17 protein-coding genes are annotated in these 20,400 nt (G+C 59.1%); 6 read left to right on the plus strand and 11 right to left on the minus strand.

Features of this window, described 5'->3' with window-relative positions:
- Positions 1-36: 36 nt before the first annotated feature.
- The 11 genes from TU82_RS19540 to exaC all read right to left on the minus strand — a co-directional run bounded on the left by TU82_RS19540 (position 37) and on the right by exaC (position 11,221).
- Positions 37-1,020: a hypothetical protein gene (locus tag TU82_RS19540; protein ID WP_057724873.1), complete on the minus strand. Its 984-nt coding sequence runs from the start codon at positions 1,018-1,020 to the stop codon at positions 37-39.
- Positions 1,017-1,376 carry a nucleotide pyrophosphohydrolase gene (locus TU82_RS19545; RefSeq protein WP_057724874.1) on the minus strand — a complete coding sequence of 120 codons (360 nt, stop codon included), beginning with the start codon at positions 1,374-1,376 and terminating at the stop codon, positions 1,017-1,019. The genes TU82_RS19540 and TU82_RS19545 overlap by 4 nt, the downstream gene beginning before the upstream one ends.
- 442 nt (positions 1,377-1,818) lie before the next feature.
- A complete protein-coding gene (locus tag TU82_RS19550) occupies positions 1,819-2,589 on the minus strand; it encodes a LexA family transcriptional regulator (RefSeq protein WP_057725053.1) in 771 nt (256 codons plus the stop codon).
- Positions 2,590-2,800: 211 nt separating this feature from the next.
- Positions 2,801-3,328 carry an inorganic diphosphatase gene (ppa, locus tag TU82_RS19555; protein ID WP_049711351.1) on the minus strand — a complete coding sequence of 176 codons (528 nt, stop codon included), beginning with the start codon at positions 3,326-3,328 and terminating at the stop codon, positions 2,801-2,803.
- A gap of 109 nt (positions 3,329-3,437) precedes the next feature.
- Entirely contained in the window at positions 3,438-4,253 is an 816-nt protein-coding gene (locus TU82_RS19560; RefSeq protein WP_057724875.1) for a M90 family metallopeptidase, read from the minus strand.
- A 6-nt stretch (positions 4,254-4,259) separates the two neighbouring features.
- Positions 4,260-4,916, minus strand: a complete 657-nt coding sequence (locus TU82_RS19565; RefSeq protein ID WP_057724876.1) for a DedA family protein — start codon at positions 4,914-4,916, stop codon at positions 4,260-4,262.
- A 303-nt stretch (positions 4,917-5,219) separates the two neighbouring features.
- Positions 5,220-5,678 (minus strand): GNAT family N-acetyltransferase, encoded by a 459-nt coding sequence (locus TU82_RS19570; RefSeq protein WP_056846361.1) that lies wholly within the window; start codon positions 5,676-5,678, stop codon positions 5,220-5,222.
- A gap of 92 nt (positions 5,679-5,770) precedes the next feature.
- The gene (gene eutC, locus TU82_RS19575; protein WP_057724877.1) at positions 5,771-6,604 is read right to left on the minus strand and encodes an ethanolamine ammonia-lyase subunit EutC; all 834 of its coding nucleotides are present in this window, start codon (positions 6,602-6,604) and stop codon (positions 5,771-5,773) included.
- Entirely contained in the window at positions 6,601-7,995 is a 1,395-nt protein-coding gene (locus TU82_RS19580) for an ethanolamine ammonia-lyase subunit EutB (RefSeq protein WP_057724878.1), read from the minus strand. The genes eutC and TU82_RS19580 overlap by 4 nt, the downstream gene beginning before the upstream one ends.
- Before the next feature lie 63 nt (positions 7,996-8,058).
- On the minus strand, positions 8,059-9,492 hold the full coding sequence (gene eat / locus TU82_RS19585) for an ethanolamine permease (RefSeq protein WP_057724879.1): 1,434 nt from the start codon (positions 9,490-9,492) through the stop codon (positions 8,059-8,061).
- 208 nt (positions 9,493-9,700) lie between these two features.
- Positions 9,701-11,221: an acetaldehyde dehydrogenase ExaC gene (gene exaC / locus TU82_RS19590; RefSeq protein WP_057724880.1), complete on the minus strand. Its 1,521-nt coding sequence runs from the start codon at positions 11,219-11,221 to the stop codon at positions 9,701-9,703.
- Between the two features lie 270 nt (positions 11,222-11,491).
- On the opposite strand from exaC, the gene TU82_RS19595 reads away from it, so the two are divergent.
- From TU82_RS19595 to TU82_RS19620, 6 genes are all read left to right on the plus strand, one after another.
- On the plus strand, positions 11,492-13,411 hold the full coding sequence (locus TU82_RS19595) for a sigma-54-dependent Fis family transcriptional regulator (protein WP_057724881.1): 1,920 nt from the start codon (positions 11,492-11,494) through the stop codon (positions 13,409-13,411).
- Between the two features lie 465 nt (positions 13,412-13,876).
- Positions 13,877-16,783 carry a hypothetical protein gene (locus tag TU82_RS19600; RefSeq protein WP_156421674.1) on the plus strand — a complete coding sequence of 969 codons (2,907 nt, stop codon included), beginning with the start codon at positions 13,877-13,879 and terminating at the stop codon, positions 16,781-16,783.
- 440 nt (positions 16,784-17,223) lie between these two features.
- On the plus strand, positions 17,224-17,949 hold the full coding sequence (locus tag TU82_RS19605; protein ID WP_057724883.1) for a hypothetical protein: 726 nt from the start codon (positions 17,224-17,226) through the stop codon (positions 17,947-17,949).
- A gap of 134 nt (positions 17,950-18,083) precedes the next feature.
- Positions 18,084-19,433 (plus strand): UDP-N-acetylmuramate:L-alanyl-gamma-D-glutamyl-meso-diaminopimelate ligase, encoded by a 1,350-nt coding sequence (gene mpl, locus TU82_RS19610; protein WP_057724884.1) that lies wholly within the window; start codon positions 18,084-18,086, stop codon positions 19,431-19,433.
- The gene (ubiX, locus tag TU82_RS19615; RefSeq protein ID WP_082632042.1) at positions 19,430-20,059 is read left to right on the plus strand and encodes a flavin prenyltransferase UbiX; all 630 of its coding nucleotides are present in this window, start codon (positions 19,430-19,432) and stop codon (positions 20,057-20,059) included. The genes mpl and ubiX overlap by 4 nt, the downstream gene beginning before the upstream one ends.
- On the plus strand, positions 20,052-20,336 hold the full coding sequence (locus TU82_RS19620; protein WP_057724885.1) for a YceK/YidQ family lipoprotein: 285 nt from the start codon (positions 20,052-20,054) through the stop codon (positions 20,334-20,336). The genes ubiX and TU82_RS19620 overlap by 8 nt, the downstream gene beginning before the upstream one ends.
- Positions 20,337-20,400: the final 64 nt, after the last annotated feature.

Consider the following 20,400-nt stretch of genomic DNA (forward strand, 5'->3'; position numbering starts at 1 on the left):
TGACCATATGCCGTATCGGCGAGCCCTAGTTCGTTATCAAGCTAAACCTGCTAGCCGTCCAGGTTCAAAACCATGTGCATCTAGATGCCAAGCAAAATACTTGCGATTCTTGCGGCCCCACCCGGCTACCTTTTTTCCTAGTACTGTTTCAACATAGTTCGCGGTAGCTAATGTCATTTCGCGGGAGGGGTGTTTGACGACCGTGCCGTCTCTCACCGACAAATAGCCATGCTCAAATAGTGGGTCACATCCTAGCCGACACATAGCAATAGCAATGTTTTCTATGTCTAGCTTTTCTTGGTTGCTACAAGCCGCGCGCTTTTTGATATGTGCTGCTACCAGCAAATGTCGCGGATATTCATTTTGGCAAATACAGCAATGGCTGGTTAGTTTGTTTTGGAACAAATGGCGGACAATGTATTTGTGCTCCAGACGAGTAGGCCGTGTTGCGGTTCCGTCCGTAAGCTGGGTTTTAATCTCTTGACGGGCCTCTTCCAGAGTCACTTCGGCCGGCATGAAATCATGGTCCAGATTTGGAAAGTGATCGATGATGGCTGTGCTTTGTGCCTCATCGTATCTGTAGAATGAGCGGTCATGTGCGCTGCCGATACATGTCTGTATGGCTTTGAAGCGGATCGCATGGTGGCGCACATCGGTGACGAAGTAGATGTTTTCCCACGTGCTTCCGGTGACTGCATCTGCCAGCCCCCAAAGTTTCAGGGCTAAATCCCGATTGTGTGTCCGGTGAGTGAAGCAGGCGCTGACAGTGATGACCGTATTTGTATTGAATATAACCGTGTCGCCAGTTTCCATAGCCAACCAAGCATTTCTGGTCTTGGGAGATGCAAGTCCCCAAATTGTTAGTTTCCCATCCGGATATGCACGACTTAGCTGCGAGCGTAATTCCGGATCCAGCAAATCCTGAATATCACTGAATTGCACAGGATTGAGTACTGTGGTTTGCAGATTTTTACGAGCTATTTTGTCCGAGCAAGGCTGATAGATCACTCGGGCCGTCATTCGCTTCTCCTCGAATATTTGACGGCATTGCCTTTAGATTTATCCACAGGATATTTCACTGCGTTCTGTTGAAGCTTAGAGTTCGCTGCGGCTGTAAGGTTGACGTTAAGACGGTCAGCAAGGCGAAGTAGATAAAGCAGTACGTCCGCCATCTCTTCCTCAATCTCTTGAAGCGCTTCGCTGGGCAATGCGCCTAACTCACTCTGTTCCGGGGTTAGCCATTGGAAGCGTTCAAGCAGTTCGCCAGCTTCACCAGAGAGGGCCATTGCTAGATTTTTTGGCGTATGAAATTTGTCCCAGTCTCGATCGGCGGCAAAGGCGGCCAGCTCTTTCTGAAGAGCTTTCAAAGCGTCCATGATGATGAGATCGCACTTATGGCTGTAGGATCGTGGACGTTATCTTGTAGGTAAATTCCTGTCTAGGGCGAATAGTCCGAACAAGTACCGTTAGACGTAGGCGCACTGAACGCGCCCTAAAGAATGTGGTTGCCGTAGGGACTGCGAGGCAGCTTCACTTCTCTCAGAGGAACTGAGATGCCAGAAGTTTTAAGACGGAAGATGAAGTCTGAAACCCTGCTTTAACGGAATTTCAGACATTAAAAAGCCGGCTTATGGCCGGCTTCTCTGTGACTGCCTCAGCTTGTTTTTGACAAACCTCACCAGCCTTCAAATCGCTCAGCCCACATTGCGTCGGGCTGAATGGTAGGGCATCCGCGGGAACTCCTCCGCATCGCCTGGCAGGGCAATAGCTCAAAACCACCCCCTGCCAAATGTGCGGCGTATGATACCCACATTCACCTCAGTTGCCCACCTCCGGTTCCGGTTCAGCGCCTTCCCAGCCCAGCAGGTGGTCATCCAGCGGGACGGGTGGGCGGCGGTTGTTGAGGGTGGACCACCAGAATACCCAGCCGACAATCTGGAAGTTCTGCTCGAAGCGTTCGTCGTAGGTGAGGTATTCGTCCGGGTGTTCGCTGGCGTTGTGGCTGCGCATGCGCAGGCCTCCGCCGGGGCGGTTGTAGAGGTATTTGATGCGCAGCATGCCGTCGTGTTCGACGGCGTAGATTTCGCCGTCGATGATTTGGGTGCGGCCTCGGTCGATGGCGAGGGTGGCGCCTTGCTGGATGATGTCGATCATGCTGTTGTCGACCATGTAGGCGCCCACGGCGCGGTCGGGTTTTACGTTGAGGGTCTGGAGGGTGTGTTGGGTGACGCGGATGCGTTCGGTTGAGGTGAATGTGGGGTGGAGGGGGATTTCCACGTCGTTTGTTTCCGGACGGCAGGCGGGGCCTGTGAGGTATTTGCCGATGTCTTCGCGGGTGGGTGCGATCCTTGCGGTAGGACCCTCCAACAGGTAGTTGGCGGGCGGGTGTTTGGGGCCTTTGCCGTCGCTTAACCAGCGACTGGAGACGCACAGCAGTTCTGCGATCTCGTTGAGTCGGCCCATGGGGACGCCGCGTTTGAACCAGTTGTTCACGTGCTGAGGCGTGACGCCGCGGTTCTTGGCGAAGTCGGAGGCGGAAAGATGAACTTCCCGGAGTAGCGCTTTTAAACGATCACCTGATGTATTCATGAACATAGAGTTTACTGGCCGGGAAAACCATTCAAATAAACCATGCGTTGATTTGCGCGTGTAGGTTTTTGCTTAGTTGTAGCCTGATTCTTCAGTAGTACTGGTTAGTTGAACGCCTGAACTTAAACGCTGAACTTGATGTTTAATTTCCCCACAAAAAAGCCCCGAATAATCGGGGCTTTTTGCTTGCCGTGGCAATGAGGCGCGGGTATCAGCCTTTGTAGGCGGCAACCGACTTCATGATCTCGGCGCGGGCGGCTTCTGCATCGCCCCAACCGTCGATCTTCACCCATTTGCCTTTTTCGAGGTCTTTGTAGTTCTCGAAGAAGTGCTTGATCTGTTCCAGCAGCAGGGGCGGCAGGTCGGTGTATTCCTTCACGTCGACGTACAGCTGGGACAGCTTGTCGTGTGGCACGGCGATGACTTTGGCATCGCCGCCGCCGTCGTCAGTCATGTTCAGGATACCGACCGGACGGGCGCGGATGACCGAACCTGGGGTGACCGGGTAAGGGGTCACGACCAGCACGTCGAGGGGGTCGCCGTCGTCAGCCAGGGTGTTGGGGATGAAACCGTAGTTGGCCGGGTAGAACATCGGGGTGGCCATGAAACGGTCAACGAACAGGCAGTCGCTGTCTTTGTCGATTTCGTATTTGATCGGCGCATGGTTGGCCGGAATTTCGATGGCGACGTAGATGTCGTTCGGCAGGTCTTTGCCAGCCGGAATCTTGCTGTAGCTCATTGGGCGTTGCCCCCGTTAGTTGGCCATAGGACATGGCCGGATTGGCCTAAAAGTGGCGGCGATTATAGGCATATTCTGACGCCGATGCCATGCGCCAAGCGTCGTACGGTCATTCGCCCTGCGGCTGGTAACGCGGGTCGCCGGCTTGGAGTTGGTTCAGGCGGGCCAGGGGATCCTGGCGATAAAAGCGGCTGAGTTGGGTGTACACCTGTGGATAACTATTGACCAGCAAGTCCGGGGCACTGAAGAAATATTCGCTGGTGACGGCAAAGAATTCCGCCGGGTTTTCCGCGGCGTAGGGGTCGATCTCGGTTTCAGCGTCCGGGTTGGCGTCCAGTTGACGATTGAGGTCGTCAAAAGCGCCTTGCATCACGCTGGCCCAGTCCTGCACGCGCATGTCGTGGTGCAGCGGTGGCAGGCCGTTGGCGTCGCCGTTGAGCATGTCCAGTTTGTGCGCCAGCTCGTGGATGACCAGGTTGTAGCCTTCCCATTGGCCACTGGCCAGCACCCCGGGCCAAGCGAGGATCACCGGGCCCTGCTGCCAGGCTTCGCCGCTGTGTTCGCCGTCCCACTCGTGCTCCACGCCGCTGGCATCGCGATGGCGCTGCGGGCTGAGGAAGTCGTCGGGGTACAACACGATTTCATGGAAACCCTGATACCAGTCGAGGTCGCCGAGGTTCATCAGCGGCAGTTGCGCCTGGGCGGCGAGCAGCAGCCGTTGTTCCTGGTGCAGTTCGACGCCGGGCAGGGCGGTGAGGTGTTTTTCGGCGAGGAACAGCACACAGGCTTCGCGCAGCCACTGGTCTTGCTCGGCCGTGATGCCGTCGAGGAAGGTCAGGTGGTGCCGCACTCGCTGCCAGGTGTCATCGGCAATCGGGTGCTTGGCCAGCAGGCGCCGGCGACGCCAGGCGCTTAAGGACCACATGGGCAATCAGTGCGGCTTGGCTTCGGAGGAGGTGCGGCCAAAGCGGCTGCGCACCACGCCGATGATCATCGGCACCAGGGACAGCAGGATGATGAACACCACCAGCAACGACAGGTTCTTCTTGATGAACGGCACGTTGCCGAAGAAGTAGCCCAGGGTCACCAGGCCGCCGACCCAGAGGATGGTGCCCAGTACGCTGAAACCGAAGAAGCGCGGGTAGGGCATCTTGGCGATGCCGGCGACGAACGGCGCGAACGTGCGCAGGATCGGCAGGAAGCGCGCCAGGGTCACAGTTTTGCCGCCGTGCTTGTCGTAGAAGTCGTGGGTTTTTTGCAGGTAGTCGCGTCGGAAGATTTTCGAGTTCGGGTTGCTGAACAAGCGTTCGCCCACCGTTCGCCCTATCACGTAGTTGGTGCTGTCGCCGAGGATGGCCGCCAGCATCAGCAGGCCGGCGAGCAACACCGGGTCCATGCCGCCGCCTGCGGCAACGGCACCGGCGATGAACAGCAATGAGTCGCCCGGCAGGAATGGCATGACCACCAGGCCGGTCTCGCAGAAAATCACCAGGAACAGAATGGCGTAGATCCACGGACCGTAGTTGGTTACCAGCATGTCGAGGTAAACGTCGAGATGCAGGATAAGGTCAAGCGGGTTGAAGTCCATGGATGGCACCTGTGTGAATGGCCCGGCTCAGCAGGCCAGTGCGGGAACGGCGGGTAATAAGGCTACACGTGTATGTCGAGATTCTTACAACCCTGAGAGGTGCGCATTATACGGATTGAATGGTGAAAAGCGTGTGGCTTTTGTAGCGGGGAGTGTCGTGAAAGTGTGAAGCGGTGGGGCCCGGTTTAAAAGTGTGGGAGGGGGCTTGCTTCCGATGGCGGTGGGTCAGGGATAGATTTGTTGACTGACACTGCGCTATCGGGGGCAAGCCCCCTCCCACAGGGGATTTGCGGTGGTTGGAGGTCAGTCCTCGTTGATCGGCAGCACGTAGTTCTTGAATTCGGTGTCTTCGCGAAAGCCGATGGACTCATAGGTCTTCTGTGCCACGTCATTGTCGCTGCTGGTCGATACCCGCAGCCGCACCGCGTGGGTTTCCTTGGCCATCTTCTTGGCGGTGCGCATCAGGTTGTCGGCCACCAGTTGCCGGCGTGCGTCCTCGGCCACGTAGATGTCGTTGAGGATCCACACCCGTTTGAGCGACAGCGAAGAGAAGCTTGGATACAGCTGGCAGAACCCCAGCAGGCGCTTGTCATCATCATCGGCCAGCGCCAGGTAGATCACCGATTCCTTGCGGCGCAGGCGCTTTTCCAGGAAGGCCCGCGACGAGTCCGGGAACGGCAAGGCCCCATAGAATTCGCGGTATTTGACGAACAGCGGGGTGAGCAGGTCCAGGTGTTCCAGGGTCGCTTGAGTGATCCGCATGCCAGGCCTCAACTTCCAAATGGGGTATGACCACGCGCGCGGCCGTGACGCGATGCTGCCTAACGCCGCGAAAAAGCGCAATCGTGCGGCGATCAGTCTGTAGGTGGGCTGAGCAGGAAATTGCCTTTCATCAGGTCCGGGTCATCCGATTCAAGGGTCTGCAGTTGCGCCTCATCCTTGAGATTGACCCCCGACAGCTGCCGGCGGCAGGCCTCGCGCATCAGGTACAGCAGGCGATGGGCCGCCATGCCGTAACTCAGGCCTTCCAGGCGCACATTGGAGATGCAGTTGCGGTAGGCGTCGGTGAGGCCGACCTTGGGGTTGTAGGTGAAATACAGCCCCAGGCTGTCCGGCGAACTGAGCCCCGGCCGTTCGCCGATCAGGATCACCACCATTTTGGCGCCGAGCAGTTGCCCGATCTCGTCGGCCACTGCCACGCGGCCCTGTTCTACCAGGATGACCGGTGACAAGGACCAGCCTTCAGCGTGGGTCTGTTCCTCCAGGCGTGTCAGAAAGGGCGCGGTGTGTTTATGCACGGCCAGCGCCGACAGGCCATCGGCCACTACGATTGCCAGGTCCATCCCATCTGGATGCGCCGCCGCAAAGTCGCGCAGGGTCTGGGCCGATTCATCACTCAGCCGGCGTCCAAGATCCGGGCGTTGCAGGTAGGTATGCCGGTCGGGTGCGGCGCTGTGCAGCAACAGGCTATTACGGCCGCGTTCGGCGAACTGACGGCTGAGCTCTTCATGATCGAAGGGCAGGTGCACTGCGTCCCGCGCCTGGGCATGAGCGAACTGGAAGTCCAGTTGAGCGCTGGTCGGAATGCTGGTGCCGGTGCGGCCCAGGGCAATGCGCGCCGGGGTCAGTCGGCGCAGTTGCAGCCATGGATTGTCAGGCAGGTCGAGTTGCACAGGCGGCTCCTTCATCCTAAATGCGCCAACGCGTGGCGAAACGCCGGAGGCAGGCTGTTGCCGAAGCGCACCTTGCCGTCTTCCTGGGTAAAGATGCCCATTTTCGCCAGCCATTGCTCGAACTCCGGCGCCGGTTTCAACCCCAGTGTCTGGCGGGCGTACAGCGCATCGTGGAAGGAGGTGGTCTGGTAATTGAGCATGATGTCGTCGGAGCCGGGGATGCCCATGATGAAATTGATCCCGGCCACGCCGAGCAGGGTCAGCAGGGTGTCCATGTCGTCCTGGTCGGCTTCGGCGTGGTTGGTGTAGCAGATGTCGCAACCCATCGGCACGCCGAGCAACTTGCCGCAGAAGTGGTCTTCGAGACCGGCGCGGATGATCTGTTTGCCGTTGTACAGGTACTCGGGGCCGATAAAGCCGACCACGGTGTTGACCAGAAACGGTTTGAAATGCCGGGCCACCGCATAGGCGCGGGTTTCACAGGTTTGCTGGTCGACGCCAAAGTGCGCATTGGCCGACAAGGCGCTGCCCTGGCCGGTTTCGAAATACATCAGGTTCTGGCCCAGCGTGCCGCGATTGAGGCTCAGGCCGGCGTCGTAACCTTCCTGCAGCAGGCTCAGGCTGATGCCGAAGCTGGCGTTGGCCGCTTCGGTGCCGGCAATCGACTGGAACACCAGGTCCAGCGGCACGCCGCGATTGATCGCCTCAATGGAGGTGGTGACGTGAGTCAGCACACAGGCCTGGGTGGGGATTTCGTAGCGCTGGATGATGGCGTCGAGCATCTCCAGCATGGCGCAGATCGAGGCGATGCTGTCGGTGGCCGGGTTGATGCCGATCATGGCGTCGCCGTTGCCGTAGAGCAGGCCGTCGAGAATGCTCGCGGCGATGCCCGCCGGTTCGTCGGTGGGGTGGTTGGGTTGCAGGCGCGTGGACAGACGCCCGCGCAAGCCCAGGGTGCCGCGAAACTGGGTGACCACGCGGATCTTTTGCGCTACCAGCACCAGGTCCTGCACGCGCATGATCTTGGACACGGCGGCGGCCATTTCCGGTGTCAGCCCCGGTGCCAATAAACGTAGGGACTGTTCGTCAGCCGCGTCGCTGAGCAGCCAGTCGCGCAGGCCGCCGACGGTGAGGTGGCTGACCGGCGCAAACGCCTGTCTGTCGTGGGTGTCGATGATCAGCCGGGTGACTTCGTCGGTTTCATAGGGGATCAGCACTTCTTCCAGGAAGTGTTTCAACGGCGTATTCGCCAGCGCCATCTGGGCCGCGACCCGTTCGCCATCGTTTTGCGCAGCCACGCCGGCCAGAAAGTCGCCGGAACGCGCCGGGCTGGCCTTGGCCATCAGATCCTTGAGGCTGTCGAAGCGGTAGGTTTGAGCACCCACCGCGTGGGAAAAGCTTGCCATACAGTGTCTCCTGAGTGACGCGGGCGAACCTGGAAAAGCCGCCCGCGTCGAGGTTTTCGGCAATCAGTGCAAGGCGGCCTCTGCGGCCTGGATCGCCGCAAACTCTTCTTCCGGCGTGCCTGCTACCAAGTGATGCCGGCTGTAGAAAGCAAAGTAAGCAATTAATACTCCATAGATGATCGCCGCGCCAATCACCACCCGTGGATCCACCAGAAAGCCCGCCACCACGGCCACGCAGGCCAGTACCAGCGCCACGCCCGAGGTGAAGATGCCGCCCGGCGTGCGGTACGGACGGTCCATTTTGGGGCGACGAATGCGCAGGGTGATGTGGGCGGCCATCATCAACACGTAGGAAATGGTCGCGCCGAACACCGCCACCAGAATCAGCAGATCGCCCTGACCGGTCAATGAGAGGCCAAACCCTATAATCCCCGGAATCACCAACGCCAATACCGGCGCCTTGCTCTTGTTGGTCTCGGACAGTTTGCGCGGCAGGTAGCCGGCGCGGGACAAGGCGAAAATCTGCCGCGAATAGGCGTAGATGATCGAGAAAAAGCTCGCGATCAAGCCGGCCAGGCCCACCAGGTTGACGAAACCGCCCATCCAGGTCGAGCCGCCGTAGGCCAATGCCAGGGCTTCCACCAGTGGGTTGCCGGATTTGACCAGCGCGTAAGTGCCCGCACCGCCCGGCGCGATCACCAGAATCAACAGGGCAAAACTGGTCAGCACCACAATCGCGCCGATCAGCCCGCGTGGCAGGTCGCGCTTGGGGTTCTTGGTTTCTTCCGCAGCCAGGGGCACACCCTCTACCGCGAGGAAAAACCAGATCGCATAGGGGATCGCCGCCCACACGCCGACGTAGCCGAATGGCAGGAAGCTGCTGGCGCCCTTGGCGTCGCTCAGTGGGATATCCAGCAGATTGGCGACGTTGAAGTGCGGCACCATCGATACCAGGAACACACCCAGCGCGATGGCCGCGATGGCGGTAATAACGAACATCAACTTCAACGCTTCACCGACGCCAAAGATGTGGATGCCGATAAAGATGACGTAGAACGCCAAATAGATCATCCAGCCGCCGATACCGAACAGCGACTCGCAATACGCGCCGATAAACACCGCGATGGCGGCGGGCGCGATGGCGTATTCGATCAGGATCGCCGTGCCCGTCAGGAACCCGCCCCAGGGGCCGAACGCGCTGCGGGCAAAGCCGTAGCCACCGCCGGCGGTGGGGATCATTGAGGACAGTTCGGCCAGGGAAAAGCACATGCACAGGTACATGGTGGCCATCAGCAGCGTGGCGAGGAACATCCCGCCCCAACCGCCCTGAGCCAGGCCAAAGTTCCAGCCGGCGTAGTCGCCGGAGATGACGTAGGCGACGCCGAGGCCGACCAGCAGCACCCAACCGGCGGCGCCTTTTTTAAGTTCGCGTTGTTGGAAATAATCGGTACCGACTTTTTCGAAGTCGACGGAAGAACTTGTGGGTTCGCTGGGCATGGGAAGTACCTTCCATTCTTATTGTTTTTAACTCGGCCTCTGTGTGCCGAATGCGCATCGCAAATACTTATGCGGATCCAAATGTGGGAGGGGGCTTGCCCCCGATGGCGGCGTGTCAATCAATTCAGTGTTGGCTGATCCACTGCAATCGGGGGCAAGCCCCCTCCCACCTTTGATCGCATTGCAAAAGTGGGCAGGGGTTGTGGGATTAGAAAAAGCCCAGCGGATTAATGTCGTAGCTCACCAGCAAGTTTTTGGTCTGCTGGTAATGGTCCAGCATCATCTTGTGGGTTTCGCGCCCTACGCCGGACTTCTTGTAACCGCCAAACGCGGCATGGGCCGGGTACAGGTGGTAGCAGTTGGTCCACACGCGGCCGGCCTTGATCGCACGGCCCATGCGGTAGGCGCGGTTGATGTCGCGGGTCCACAGGCCGGCGCCCAGGCCGAACTCGGTGTCGTTGGCAATCGCCAGGGCTTCGGCTTCGTCCTTGAAGGTGGTGATGCTCACCACCGGGCCGAAGATTTCTTCCTGGAACACGCGCATTTCGTTGGTGCCCTTGAGCAGGGTCGGCTGGATGTAATAGCCGGTAGCCAGGTCACCGCTGAGCTTCTCGACCTTACCGCCGGTGAGCAGTTGCGCGCCTTCGCCCTTGGCGATTTCCAGGTACGACAGGATCTTGTCGAACTGCTGCTCGGATGCCTGGGCGCCGACCATGGTGTCGGTGTCCAGCGGGTCGCCACGCTTGATCGACTCGACTTTCTTCATCACCACTTTCATGAAGTCGTCATAGATCGACTCTTCCACCAGCGCACGCGATGGGCAGGTGCACACTTCGCCCTGGTTGAAGAACGCCAGCACCAGGCCTTCGGCAGCCTTTTCGATAAATTGCGGTTCGGCTTTCATGATGTCGGCGAAGAAGATGTTCGGCGACTTGCCGCCCAACTCGACGGTGGACGGAATGATGTTCTCGGCCGCCGCATGCATGATGTGCGAACCCACCGGGGTGGAGCCGGTGAAGGCGATCTTGGCGATGCGTTTGCTGGTGGCCAGGGCTTCGCCGGCTTCTTTACCGAAACCGTGTACGACGTTGAGTACGCCGGGCGGCAGCAGGTCGCCGATCAGTTCCATCAGCACGTTGATGCCCAAGGGCGTCTGCTCGGCCGGCTTGAGCACCACACAGTTACCAGCGGCCAGGGCCGGGGCGAGTTTCCAGGCGGCCATCAGCAGGGGGAAGTTCCACGGGATGATCTGGCCGACCACGCCCAGCGGTTCGTGGAAGTGATAGGCCGCGGTGAGTTCGTTGATCTCGGCGCTGCTGCCTTCCTGGGCGCGGATGCAGCCGGCGAAATAGCGGAAGTGGTCGGCGGCCAGCGGGATGTCGGCGTTGAGGGTTTCGCGCACGGCCTTGCCGTTGTCCCAGGTCTCGGTAATGGCCAGCAGTTCAAGGTTCTGTTCGATGCGATCGGCGATTTTCAGCAGGACCAGCGAGCGGTCCTGGGCGCTGGTTTTGCCCCAGGCGTCAGCGGCGGCATGTGCGGCGTCCAGCGCCTTGTCGATGTCTTTGGCGGTGGAACGCGGGAACTCGGCGATGGGCTTGCCGTTGACCGGCGAAGTGTTGGTGAAGTAATTGCCATCGACCGGCGCAACGAATTCGCCACCGATGTAGTTGCCGTACTTGGCCTTGAACGAAACGATGGCGCCTTCAGTACCGGGGTGTGCATAACGCATGGTGGGCATCTCCTGCTTTTATGTTTATCGGAGTACAGCGCGGCAAGCGCGTTATTAAGCGTAGAGCAAAGGTCGGGCCACTGCGTGTGGTCCCGGTAAATCAAGGGGCAGGTTTTGTTTACCAGGCATGACTGTGGCCGGGTCGATACAGACGGGTGACAGTGTGTGCCATAAACGGTACAGCCTGTGACCGGCGGGTCGGCGCGGGATTGCAATGGCCGAGTGCCTGGGGGATGCTGGACGTTCTCACGCAGGGAGAATAATAAGAACATGCACAACGATCATTTCAGTCGCCATGCCCAGCAGGTGCTCACCGTCACCCGTGGGCAAGAGTCGCCTCACGGGCCGGGCAGCGACCCGTCGATTGCCCGCTCCTGGTTGCGTTGCCTGGAGGACTACCACCTCGACCCTGCGCTGACCGTCGCCCCCACCGTGCTGGAGCATGACCGCTTGCTGGAAAGCCGCGAACGCTTGCGCCAGGTCTTGCACATCGCAGGCACCGAAATGAACAGCCTGCACCAGCAGCTCTCGGGCGCGGGCCATGCGGTGCTGCTCACCGATGCACGCGGGGTGATCCTCAACTGCGTCACCGCGCCGTCCGAGCGCAGGATTTTCGAGCGGGCCGGGCTGTGGCTGGGCGCCGACTGGAGCGAGGCCTGCGAGGGCACCAATGGCATCGGCACCTGCCTGGTCGAGCGCCAATCACTGACTATCCACCGTGACGAGCATTTTCGTGGTCGTCACACCGGGCTGACTTGTTCGGCGAGCCCGGTGTTCGACCCGCACGGTGAGTTGCTGGCGGTACTGGACGTGTCGTCGGCCCGCGAAGCCGTGTCGCGCCAGAGTCAGTTCCACACCATGGCGCTGGTCAACCTGTCGGCCAAGATGATTGAAAGCTGCTACTTTTTGCGCCACTTCGAACAGCACTGGTTGTTGCGCTTTCACCTGCAGGCGGAGTCGGTCGGGTTGTTCAGTGAGGGGCTGCTGGCCTTTGACGGGGAAGGGCGCATCTGTGCGCTCAACCAGAGCGCACTGAACCTGTTGGGGCAGCTTCGTGGCGCCTTGTTGGGCCAGCCGGTGGAAGCGGTTTTCGACTGTTCCCTGGATCAGTTGCTGGGGCGTGCCAGCGCCAACGCCACGGCTGGCTGGCCGTTGCGCACCCGTGATGGCCGCCGGCTGTTCGCGGCGTTGCGCGGGCAGGGGCGCCCGACCCCGGCTCCCAGCGCTAAACCGGCTGTTCCCGGCCGTTCGCGCTCGCCCGGCGTCTGCCTGGATGACCCTGCGCTGCGGCAGGCTTTCAGCCAGTCCGTGCGGGTTTTCGAGCGTGATGTGCCGTTGCTGGTCAATGGCGAAACCGGTTCGGGCAAGGAAGCGTTTGCCAAGGCGGTACACCTGGCCAGCCAGCGTGCCGACAAACCTTTCGTCGCCCTCAACTGCGCCGCCATCCCGGAAAACCTGATCGAAAGTGAATTGTTCGGCTATCGCGGCGGCAGTTTTACCGGCGCACGCAAGGAGGGCATGCAGGGCAAGCTGCAGCAAGCCGATGGCGGCACCCTGTTCCTCGACGAGATCGGCGACATGCCCCTGGCCTTGCAGACGCGGTTGCTCAGGGTGCTGGAAGATCGCCTGGTGGTGCCTATCGGGGGTGAGCCCCAAGCCGTAGACGTCAGGATTATCAGTGCTACCCACCGCAATCTGCTGGCGCGGGTAGAGGACGGCGGCTTTCGCGAGGATTTGTATTATCGGCTCAACGGCCTGGAAGTTGCGCTGCCGGCGTTGCGTCAGCGCACTGACAAATCGCAGTTGCTGGCCCTGCTGCTGGCGCAAGAAGCCGGTGAGCAAGCGGTCTATCTGCAGCCGGCTGCGCGCGACGCGTTGTTGACGTTTGCCTGGCCGGGCAATGTCCGACAGTTGCGTACGGTATTACGCACGCTGGTCGCGTTGTGCGAAGACGGTAGTGTCGGTCTGGAAAACTTACCGCCGATGATTCGTCACGCGCGAGCCCCTGATGCTCAATCAAGTGTTTCTTCTCTGTCCCCCTTTGAAGAGGCCGAGCGGTCAACCCTGCTGGCCGCTCTGGAACAACAGCGCTGGCATATGAGCCAGGCGGCAACGCATTTGGGCGTTAGCCGCAACACGTTGTACCGCAAGTTGAGAAAGTATGAAATTTCACGAGGTTTGGTCGTTTAGCCTACAACGGTATTGCACTTTTATTTATGTCTGGGTTAATAAATAACTGAGGCGTGTAACTTGTTGGTTTCAGCAATATTATGTCGATTTTAAATGTCGCGTATTTTGCATGTTTGCTCCACACATTGAGTACATTGAAGCGCCGGTTGTTTAGAAGCTTCGTTACTGTATTCAGGGTGGATTATGAGTATTCCAACAGTGTCTGCGCCCCCAATGACAGCGTCCTTCAGATCACTTGCTGTGCGAGGTGAAGTCCATGTAAGTCACACGGGTTGCGTCGCAATAGATAAAAGCCGCGTTACGATTGAAACAACTAAGGCTCATTCAACGAGTCGCGCCGAGGCTGATGCTGAAGTCGCTAGCTCATACGCCTCATTATTGTTAGACGGTAGTTATAGAACTTCAATCCGGCCACCCGCTGTGCAGGTCCCGCCGCACTCGACCGTAGCGCTCTGGTACGCCCAATTGGACAGCGCATTTAAAAGCGAAGAGTTTTCAGCTTGGGCTAAAAAGCAGGGGCTTGATACGCGCTATCTGACGCTGATTCCCGCTCGCGGGGAAATAAAAGGCTATGTGGACGGCCGGCCCAAAACCTTTTATCTGTCAGATGATTCAGGATGGTCTGATGTTTCCCGCACGCTCCTGGCCATTGGCAGGGTATTTGCTCCTGAGTACGGTCAAGCGGTGCAATACCCAGGGAGCGGGCAGGACGGCGTGTCGATGACCCTGGTTGCGCAATTCTACAAGGAGCCCGATCTTTTTGACGGCGCCCAAGCCAGCGTTCGCCTCAAACAGTTCAAGGATCATCCCGGCTTCAATCTGGACGAGCGTCACCTCTCGACCCACTCCGACGCCGCGCTGGCGGCGCATCGGCAAGCGCTGGGCGATGACGCCAATCGGTACAGGCTGATGAGCGCATTGAACGGCTTGGTCGACGACGCTGGCGGGCGTGTTGATCTGGAGCGGATCAACGTGCCCATCGATCCTCGCTCCGCGCTGTTTGATCGAGAGCCGAATAATACGGCGAGCCTTGCCCACCTGCTCAAGCTGGAAGGCTACAAAATGCCCGCGAACAGTGCTCAGGCTCATGCGTTGGCCTCGGCACTGTCCTTTGACCTGGCGCACAGGGCGCCGGGCGTGGACGAAGGCGGCGTAAGGCACATTGGGCAGGGGCTGTCGTCTACGTCACTGCGCAAGATGGCAAAGCTCGTCAAGGCGCAGACCGGGCCAGATACGACAAGCGCGCCTGGAGCGGGCAGCCTCTTGAGTCGGTTGATCAGTCATCTTCCAGACAATCTCAGAAAGGCCATGGCGGATTATCCGGCAATCGCCCTCGACCAGCTCCTGCGCACGCCCGAGGCGCAGCGGCTGGGCAGCTTGATCCAGGAGGTGCTCAAGGTGATCGACACCCCCACAAGCGCGATTGAAAGTCTTGGCGCAGCCCTGATCCAGGAAGTCGATCCCGGCCTGGCCAAGTCGCGGTTCAACCTGGCGGGCTACAACTTGTATGGCGCTGATAACGCGGGCGCTTCTTCGGCAGAAATCGTCAAACGCTTTACGACACACCTTGCCGGCAGAATCGGCAACGAGGGCGCAGCCGTCGCCGCACACCTTTTGTTATCGGCGGCGGCCCCTGAGTTCCTGGTAACAAACATCCCGCCCAATCTTGTGTATGGCTCCCACACCTGGACGAATTTTTGTATAGAAGTGTCGCGCATAGAGCAGCAAGTGCCTGGCGCAGCGGCAAACATGACCTTCAGCCAGGTGATGGCGTTCGGTAATACGCCGCCCGTTTCGATCGAGGGTGATGACCAACTGGGCTTCGCCGCGCGTGAACCGATCATTGCCTGGGGCATTGCCAACCGCGTCATCGACACCAGCCCGACTCAGACTTATCCGGATGCGCAGGCCGAGCAGGCCCAACGGATACTCAACAGGCAGCAAAAGGAGCTGCGCTGGGCAAGTAATGCCATGAAGACACCACCGACGACGCGCAGGGAACTGGCGCTGGCAGAGTTGAGGCGGGTATTTCCAGAGATAGACCCGACGCTTGAGGTGATGGAGCAGACATCCATAAGGCATAAGCCGCTTTCGCTGTTGGATATTTACATGACGGGGCCGATCCGGCCGGACTATTGGGAATCCACGGATGAGCGGCGTTTTCCTTATGAGCGTTTGAAGTCGCGCCTGTCTGAACTGACACCTGACATTAATAAAGTGTTTGCAACGAAGTTTCAGGAATATCGCAAGGTTCAGCAAAGTGCCTGGGCTATCCAGTTCAAATATCAGCTGTCACTGCTGCCCATGGCAGACAGGGTGCGTATCAGCCAATCGGACGTCAGTTTTTTTGAGGTGTCCCGCGCCTATACCAAGAACGGGCCTTGCACCTCAGGGTTGTTCACACCCAGGGAATGCCTGCCTCCAACGCCCAATGCGCAGGAGCTTGAAGCGCTGAAGGGCAGGCACGGGTTGCTGATGAAAGTGGTGGAGCCTGACGGAAACGTCAGCGCCTACAGTTACTTTCCAGCCGAAGGCAGGATCGTCAAGGAAGACGGCTTTCCGGGCGGACGGATCGACCTGGATGATCGTTCCTATTTTGGAGGGGAAAGCGAAGGTTATATTCCAGGTTTGCCGCATGCCTACGCGCAATACGGGGTAACGGATAAAACCCGCGATCCGCCTGCGCCGGACGGGGAAAAACAAGGTGACTACTTTTCCGTTAAATCGGGTGCGCTCGCACACGCGGCGGGTGGTTATTTCACCAAGGACTACGGTGCCCTGCAAAAAGAGGCGGCGGGCGTCACCGAGATTGAAAAAGGACGTGCCTACGACGAAAAGCTGAAGGGTTTTTTTCTGAGTCTCGTGCCTTTTTACGACGGTGTCCAAGACGCGATCAAAGGTGACATAGGCGGGGCGGTATTCAATCTCGGGTTCGACATTCTCGGCTTTGTGATTCCCGGCGCGAATGCTGCGCGCAAAGCCGCCAAGGCTGGCAAAGGTGCGTTGAATATAATTAAAACGGGTGTCGTGGCGGGTATCGGTGCGTCCGTGGGCTATACCGACTCAGTCGATATTGCGAAGAACTTAAATAAAGGCGCGCGTGCCGGTTATAAAGATGTGAAGTACCTGGCTGAACACGGTCATGACGTGCTGTCACGTTTGAGAGGGCGTTATGGAAGTTATGATGTCACTAAAACTTATAAGGAGGGCGATATTGTAAAAGGTTTTTTTCACGCGGCTGAGGATAATGTATGGCGACCTGCCGTGGCCGTCTTCAAGAACGGTGCCTGGTATGCCTACAACATTGTCACTAAAACACCGTTTGGTGTTCAGTTGGCACAGTTTGGTGCTGTGAGTTCATTGCACAGTTGATACAGGGACGTGTTCAGGTGACTAAAGATTAATATTCATTCGACAGGGAATGTGAATGGTTTTATTTATCCCGAATAAGGTGAATGAAGATGAAGCGTTCAATAACAATAACAACGGCATTACTTCCTGTCCGCACTGCGCTTGTATTCAAAGGGCGTATCAATCACAAAAAAGCCTATCGAACTATAACGTGTTCAAAAATAGGTGAGGTCATTGGCGGCCTTCTGAGGGGCGGTTCCAGAGAGAGTTTGCCGAGCCCGACACGGGTTGACGCGCCCAGCGTCGGGGGTATCACACGTAATAGCGTGGATACAGGCCACCAAAGGTTCGATCAAGGGTTCGTGGACTCCAAGGTGAACGGCTTCGACGGCCCAGGCCACGCCAGTGGTACTCGGCAGCCGGGAGACGCGTCTCCCTCAGGTGCCGGGCAAGCGCCGGAAATGACCGCGTATGTAGAAAAACAGCGAAAGGCCTGGCAAGCCGCCAGGGATGCGCAAATCCGTGACCAGCTGTTCGGTCAGCCCAGCCCGGGCCGAGTCAATGGTAAGGATGTAGAACCTTTTTCTGCGCGAACCCTTGAGGAAAATGCCAAGGCGGCGGTCAAGGCCAAGGAGACCGCGCTTCCGCCGACTAACACGACCCTGCTCAAGACCGCAGCGATCACGACGGCGATCAGCGTACCTGTCACGTCGATTGGCATGGTCGTGGTTGGAAGTGTCAACGAAGCACTCAAGCCACTTATCAATCCGACGCCTGCGCCTGTGACACAACAAAGCATCGAAGAGGGGCGGCTGGTCGATTACGCGCAGAACAGCGTTTTCCTGTTGGTCAACACCCTGTCGAAACTGCGTGAGGAGCAGTCTGTCGGACCTGACCTGAAATGGGTGATGCAAACGAGAGAGGAGCGCCTCGACTCGCTTGAGGCCATGATTGGCTATGTCGAGAGGGAGCTGGGTAAAGAGGCCAAGGCCCGGAAAATTGATTTCCAACCGGCGTCCACGGGGCCTGAAAAAGACGACATCAAAGAGCGAGTGATCGATCTGGAAAGTCGGATGGCTGCTCTTTCTGCCTTGCTGGGGGTCATTAAAATCTCACCCGTGCCCAAGACCCATACGCCTGTGCTGCCTATAGAGAAAGCGTCGGACTTGCTGGTGGCCCTCCAATAGGCCTTGACGGCCGGCACCGTGTTGATCCGGCCTACGCGCCCGCCGTATCCCTGCGGCGGGCGTTTCGCCCTCAGCTAAAGCGTGCGAACTTTCCCACCCTACGCTAACCTGCCTCGATGTTTACGAGGTCAACTATGCACATTCATATTCTGGGTATCTGCGGCACGTTCATGGGTTCGATGGCGGTTCTGGCCAAAGAGCTGGGCCATCACGTAACTGGCTCCGATGCCAATGTTTATCCACCGATGAGCACGCAACTGCAGGCGCAAGGGATTGAACTGACTCAAGGTTACGATCCTTCGCAATTCAATCCGGTGCCGGATCTGGTGGTGATTGGCAACGCGATGTCGCGCGGCAACCCGGCGGTCGAATACGTGCTGAATAAAGGTTTGCCTTACGTTTCAGGTCCCCAGTGGCTGGCTGATCATGTGCTGCAGGGGCGCTGGGTATTGGCCGTGGCCGGCACCCACGGCAAGACCACCACCAGCAGCATGCTTGCCTGGGTGCTGGAGCACGCGGGCATGAGCCCGGGCTTTCTGATCGGCGGCGTGCCGCAGAATTTCTCGGTGTCGGCGCGCCTGGGCGATACGCCGTTTTTCGTGATTGAAGCCGATGAATACGACAGCGCCTTTTTCGACAAACGCTCCAAGTTCGTCCACTACCGTCCGCGTACGGCGATCCTGAACAACCTGGAATTCGATCACGCCGACATCTTCGCTGATCTGCCGGCCATTGAACGGCAATTCCACCATCTGGTGCGCACCATCCCCAGCGAAGGCCTGGTGATCCATCCCACCACTGAGCCCGCGTTGCAGCGCGTGATCGACATGGGCTGCTGGACTCCGGTGCAAACCACCGGCGTCGGCGGGCAGTGGCAGGTCAAGTTGCTCAGTGACGACGGTTCCCGATTTGAAGTGCTGTTCGAAGGCGTGGCCCAAGGCATCGTCGATTGGGACATGACCGGCCAGCATAACGTCGCCAACGCCCTGGTAACCCTGGCGGCCGCGCGGCACGTGGGCGTGACGCCGGCCATGGGCATCGCCGCTTTGAGCGCGTTCAAGAGTGTGAAACGGCGGATGGAAAAGGTCGCCGACGTGAACGGGATTACCATCTACGACGACTTTGCCCACCACCCCACGGCGATTGCCACCACGCTGGATGGCCTGCGCAAGCGCGTCGGTGATGCGCAAATCATTGCGATCGTCGAGCCGCGCTCCAATTCCATGAAGCTGGGCGCGCACCGCGATGGCCTGCCCGAAAGCGTGAATGACGCCGACCAGGTGGTGTGGTACGCACCCGCCAACCTCGGCTGGGACCTGCCGGCCATCGCCGCACTGTGCACCGTGCCTTCCAAGGTATGCGACTCACTGGAAGGCATCATCGAGCACGTCAAACACCTGGTCAAGCCGGGCACCCACGTGGTGATCATGAGCAACGGCGGCTTCGGCGGCCTGCACGGCAAGCTGGCCGAGGCACTCCAGTGAGCGGCCCGGAACGCGTGACCCTGGCGATGACCGGCGCCTCGGGTGCGCCGTATGGCCTGCGCCTGCTCGATTGCCTGGTACGTGAAGACCGTGAGGTGCACTTTCTGATCTCCAAGGCCGCGCAACTGGTGATGGCCACCGAAACCGAAGTGGAACTGCCGGCCAAGGTGCAGATGATGCAGGCCTTCCTCACCGAATACACCGGCGCGGCGGCGGGGCAGATCAAGGTGTATGGCAAAGAGGACTGGATGTCGCCGGTCGCTTCCGGCTCCGGTGCGCCGGCGGCGATGGTGGTGGTGCCATGCTCCACCGGCACCCTGTCGGCGATTGCTACCGGGGCGTGCAATAACTTGATCGAGCGCGCGGCGGACGTCACCTTGAAGGAGCGGCGCCAGTTGATTCTGGTGCCACGCGAAGCGCCTTATTCCAGTATTCATCTGGAGCATATGCTCAAATTGTCGAACATGGGGGTGACCATATTGCCCGCATCGCCGGGCTTCTATCATCAGCCGCAGACCATCGATGATCTGGTGGACTTTGTGGTGGCGCGTATTCTCAACCTGCTGAATATCCCCCAGGACATGCTGCCGCGTTGGGGCGAGCATCATTTGAGTGGCGATGAATAAGGCGCTGTGGATGGTGCTGGCGCTGCAGCTGACCGGCTGCGCCACCGCGCGCACGCTGGATGCGGCGCAACCGGGCGCGCCGGTGGTGTATGCGGGTACCCGGCTGGATCTGTACGCGATCAACGGCGGCTGCTGCGCCAGGGACAGGTTCGGCGCCGAGGCCCCCAGCTATCCCCATATCGACCTGCCCGCCAGCGCGTTGCTCGATACGCTGCTGTTGCCACTGTCGTTGTTGACCGTGCTGGGCGTCGGCTTCAACGCCACCGGCGGCCTATAGCAAACCTGAAATGTGCCAGTCTGTAGGAGCGAGCTTGCTCGCGAAAAACGTCAACGATAACGCG

The sequence above is a fragment of the Pseudomonas orientalis genome (assembly GCF_001439815.1).
Lineage (GTDB): Bacteria > Pseudomonadota > Gammaproteobacteria > Pseudomonadales > Pseudomonadaceae > Aquipseudomonas > Aquipseudomonas orientalis.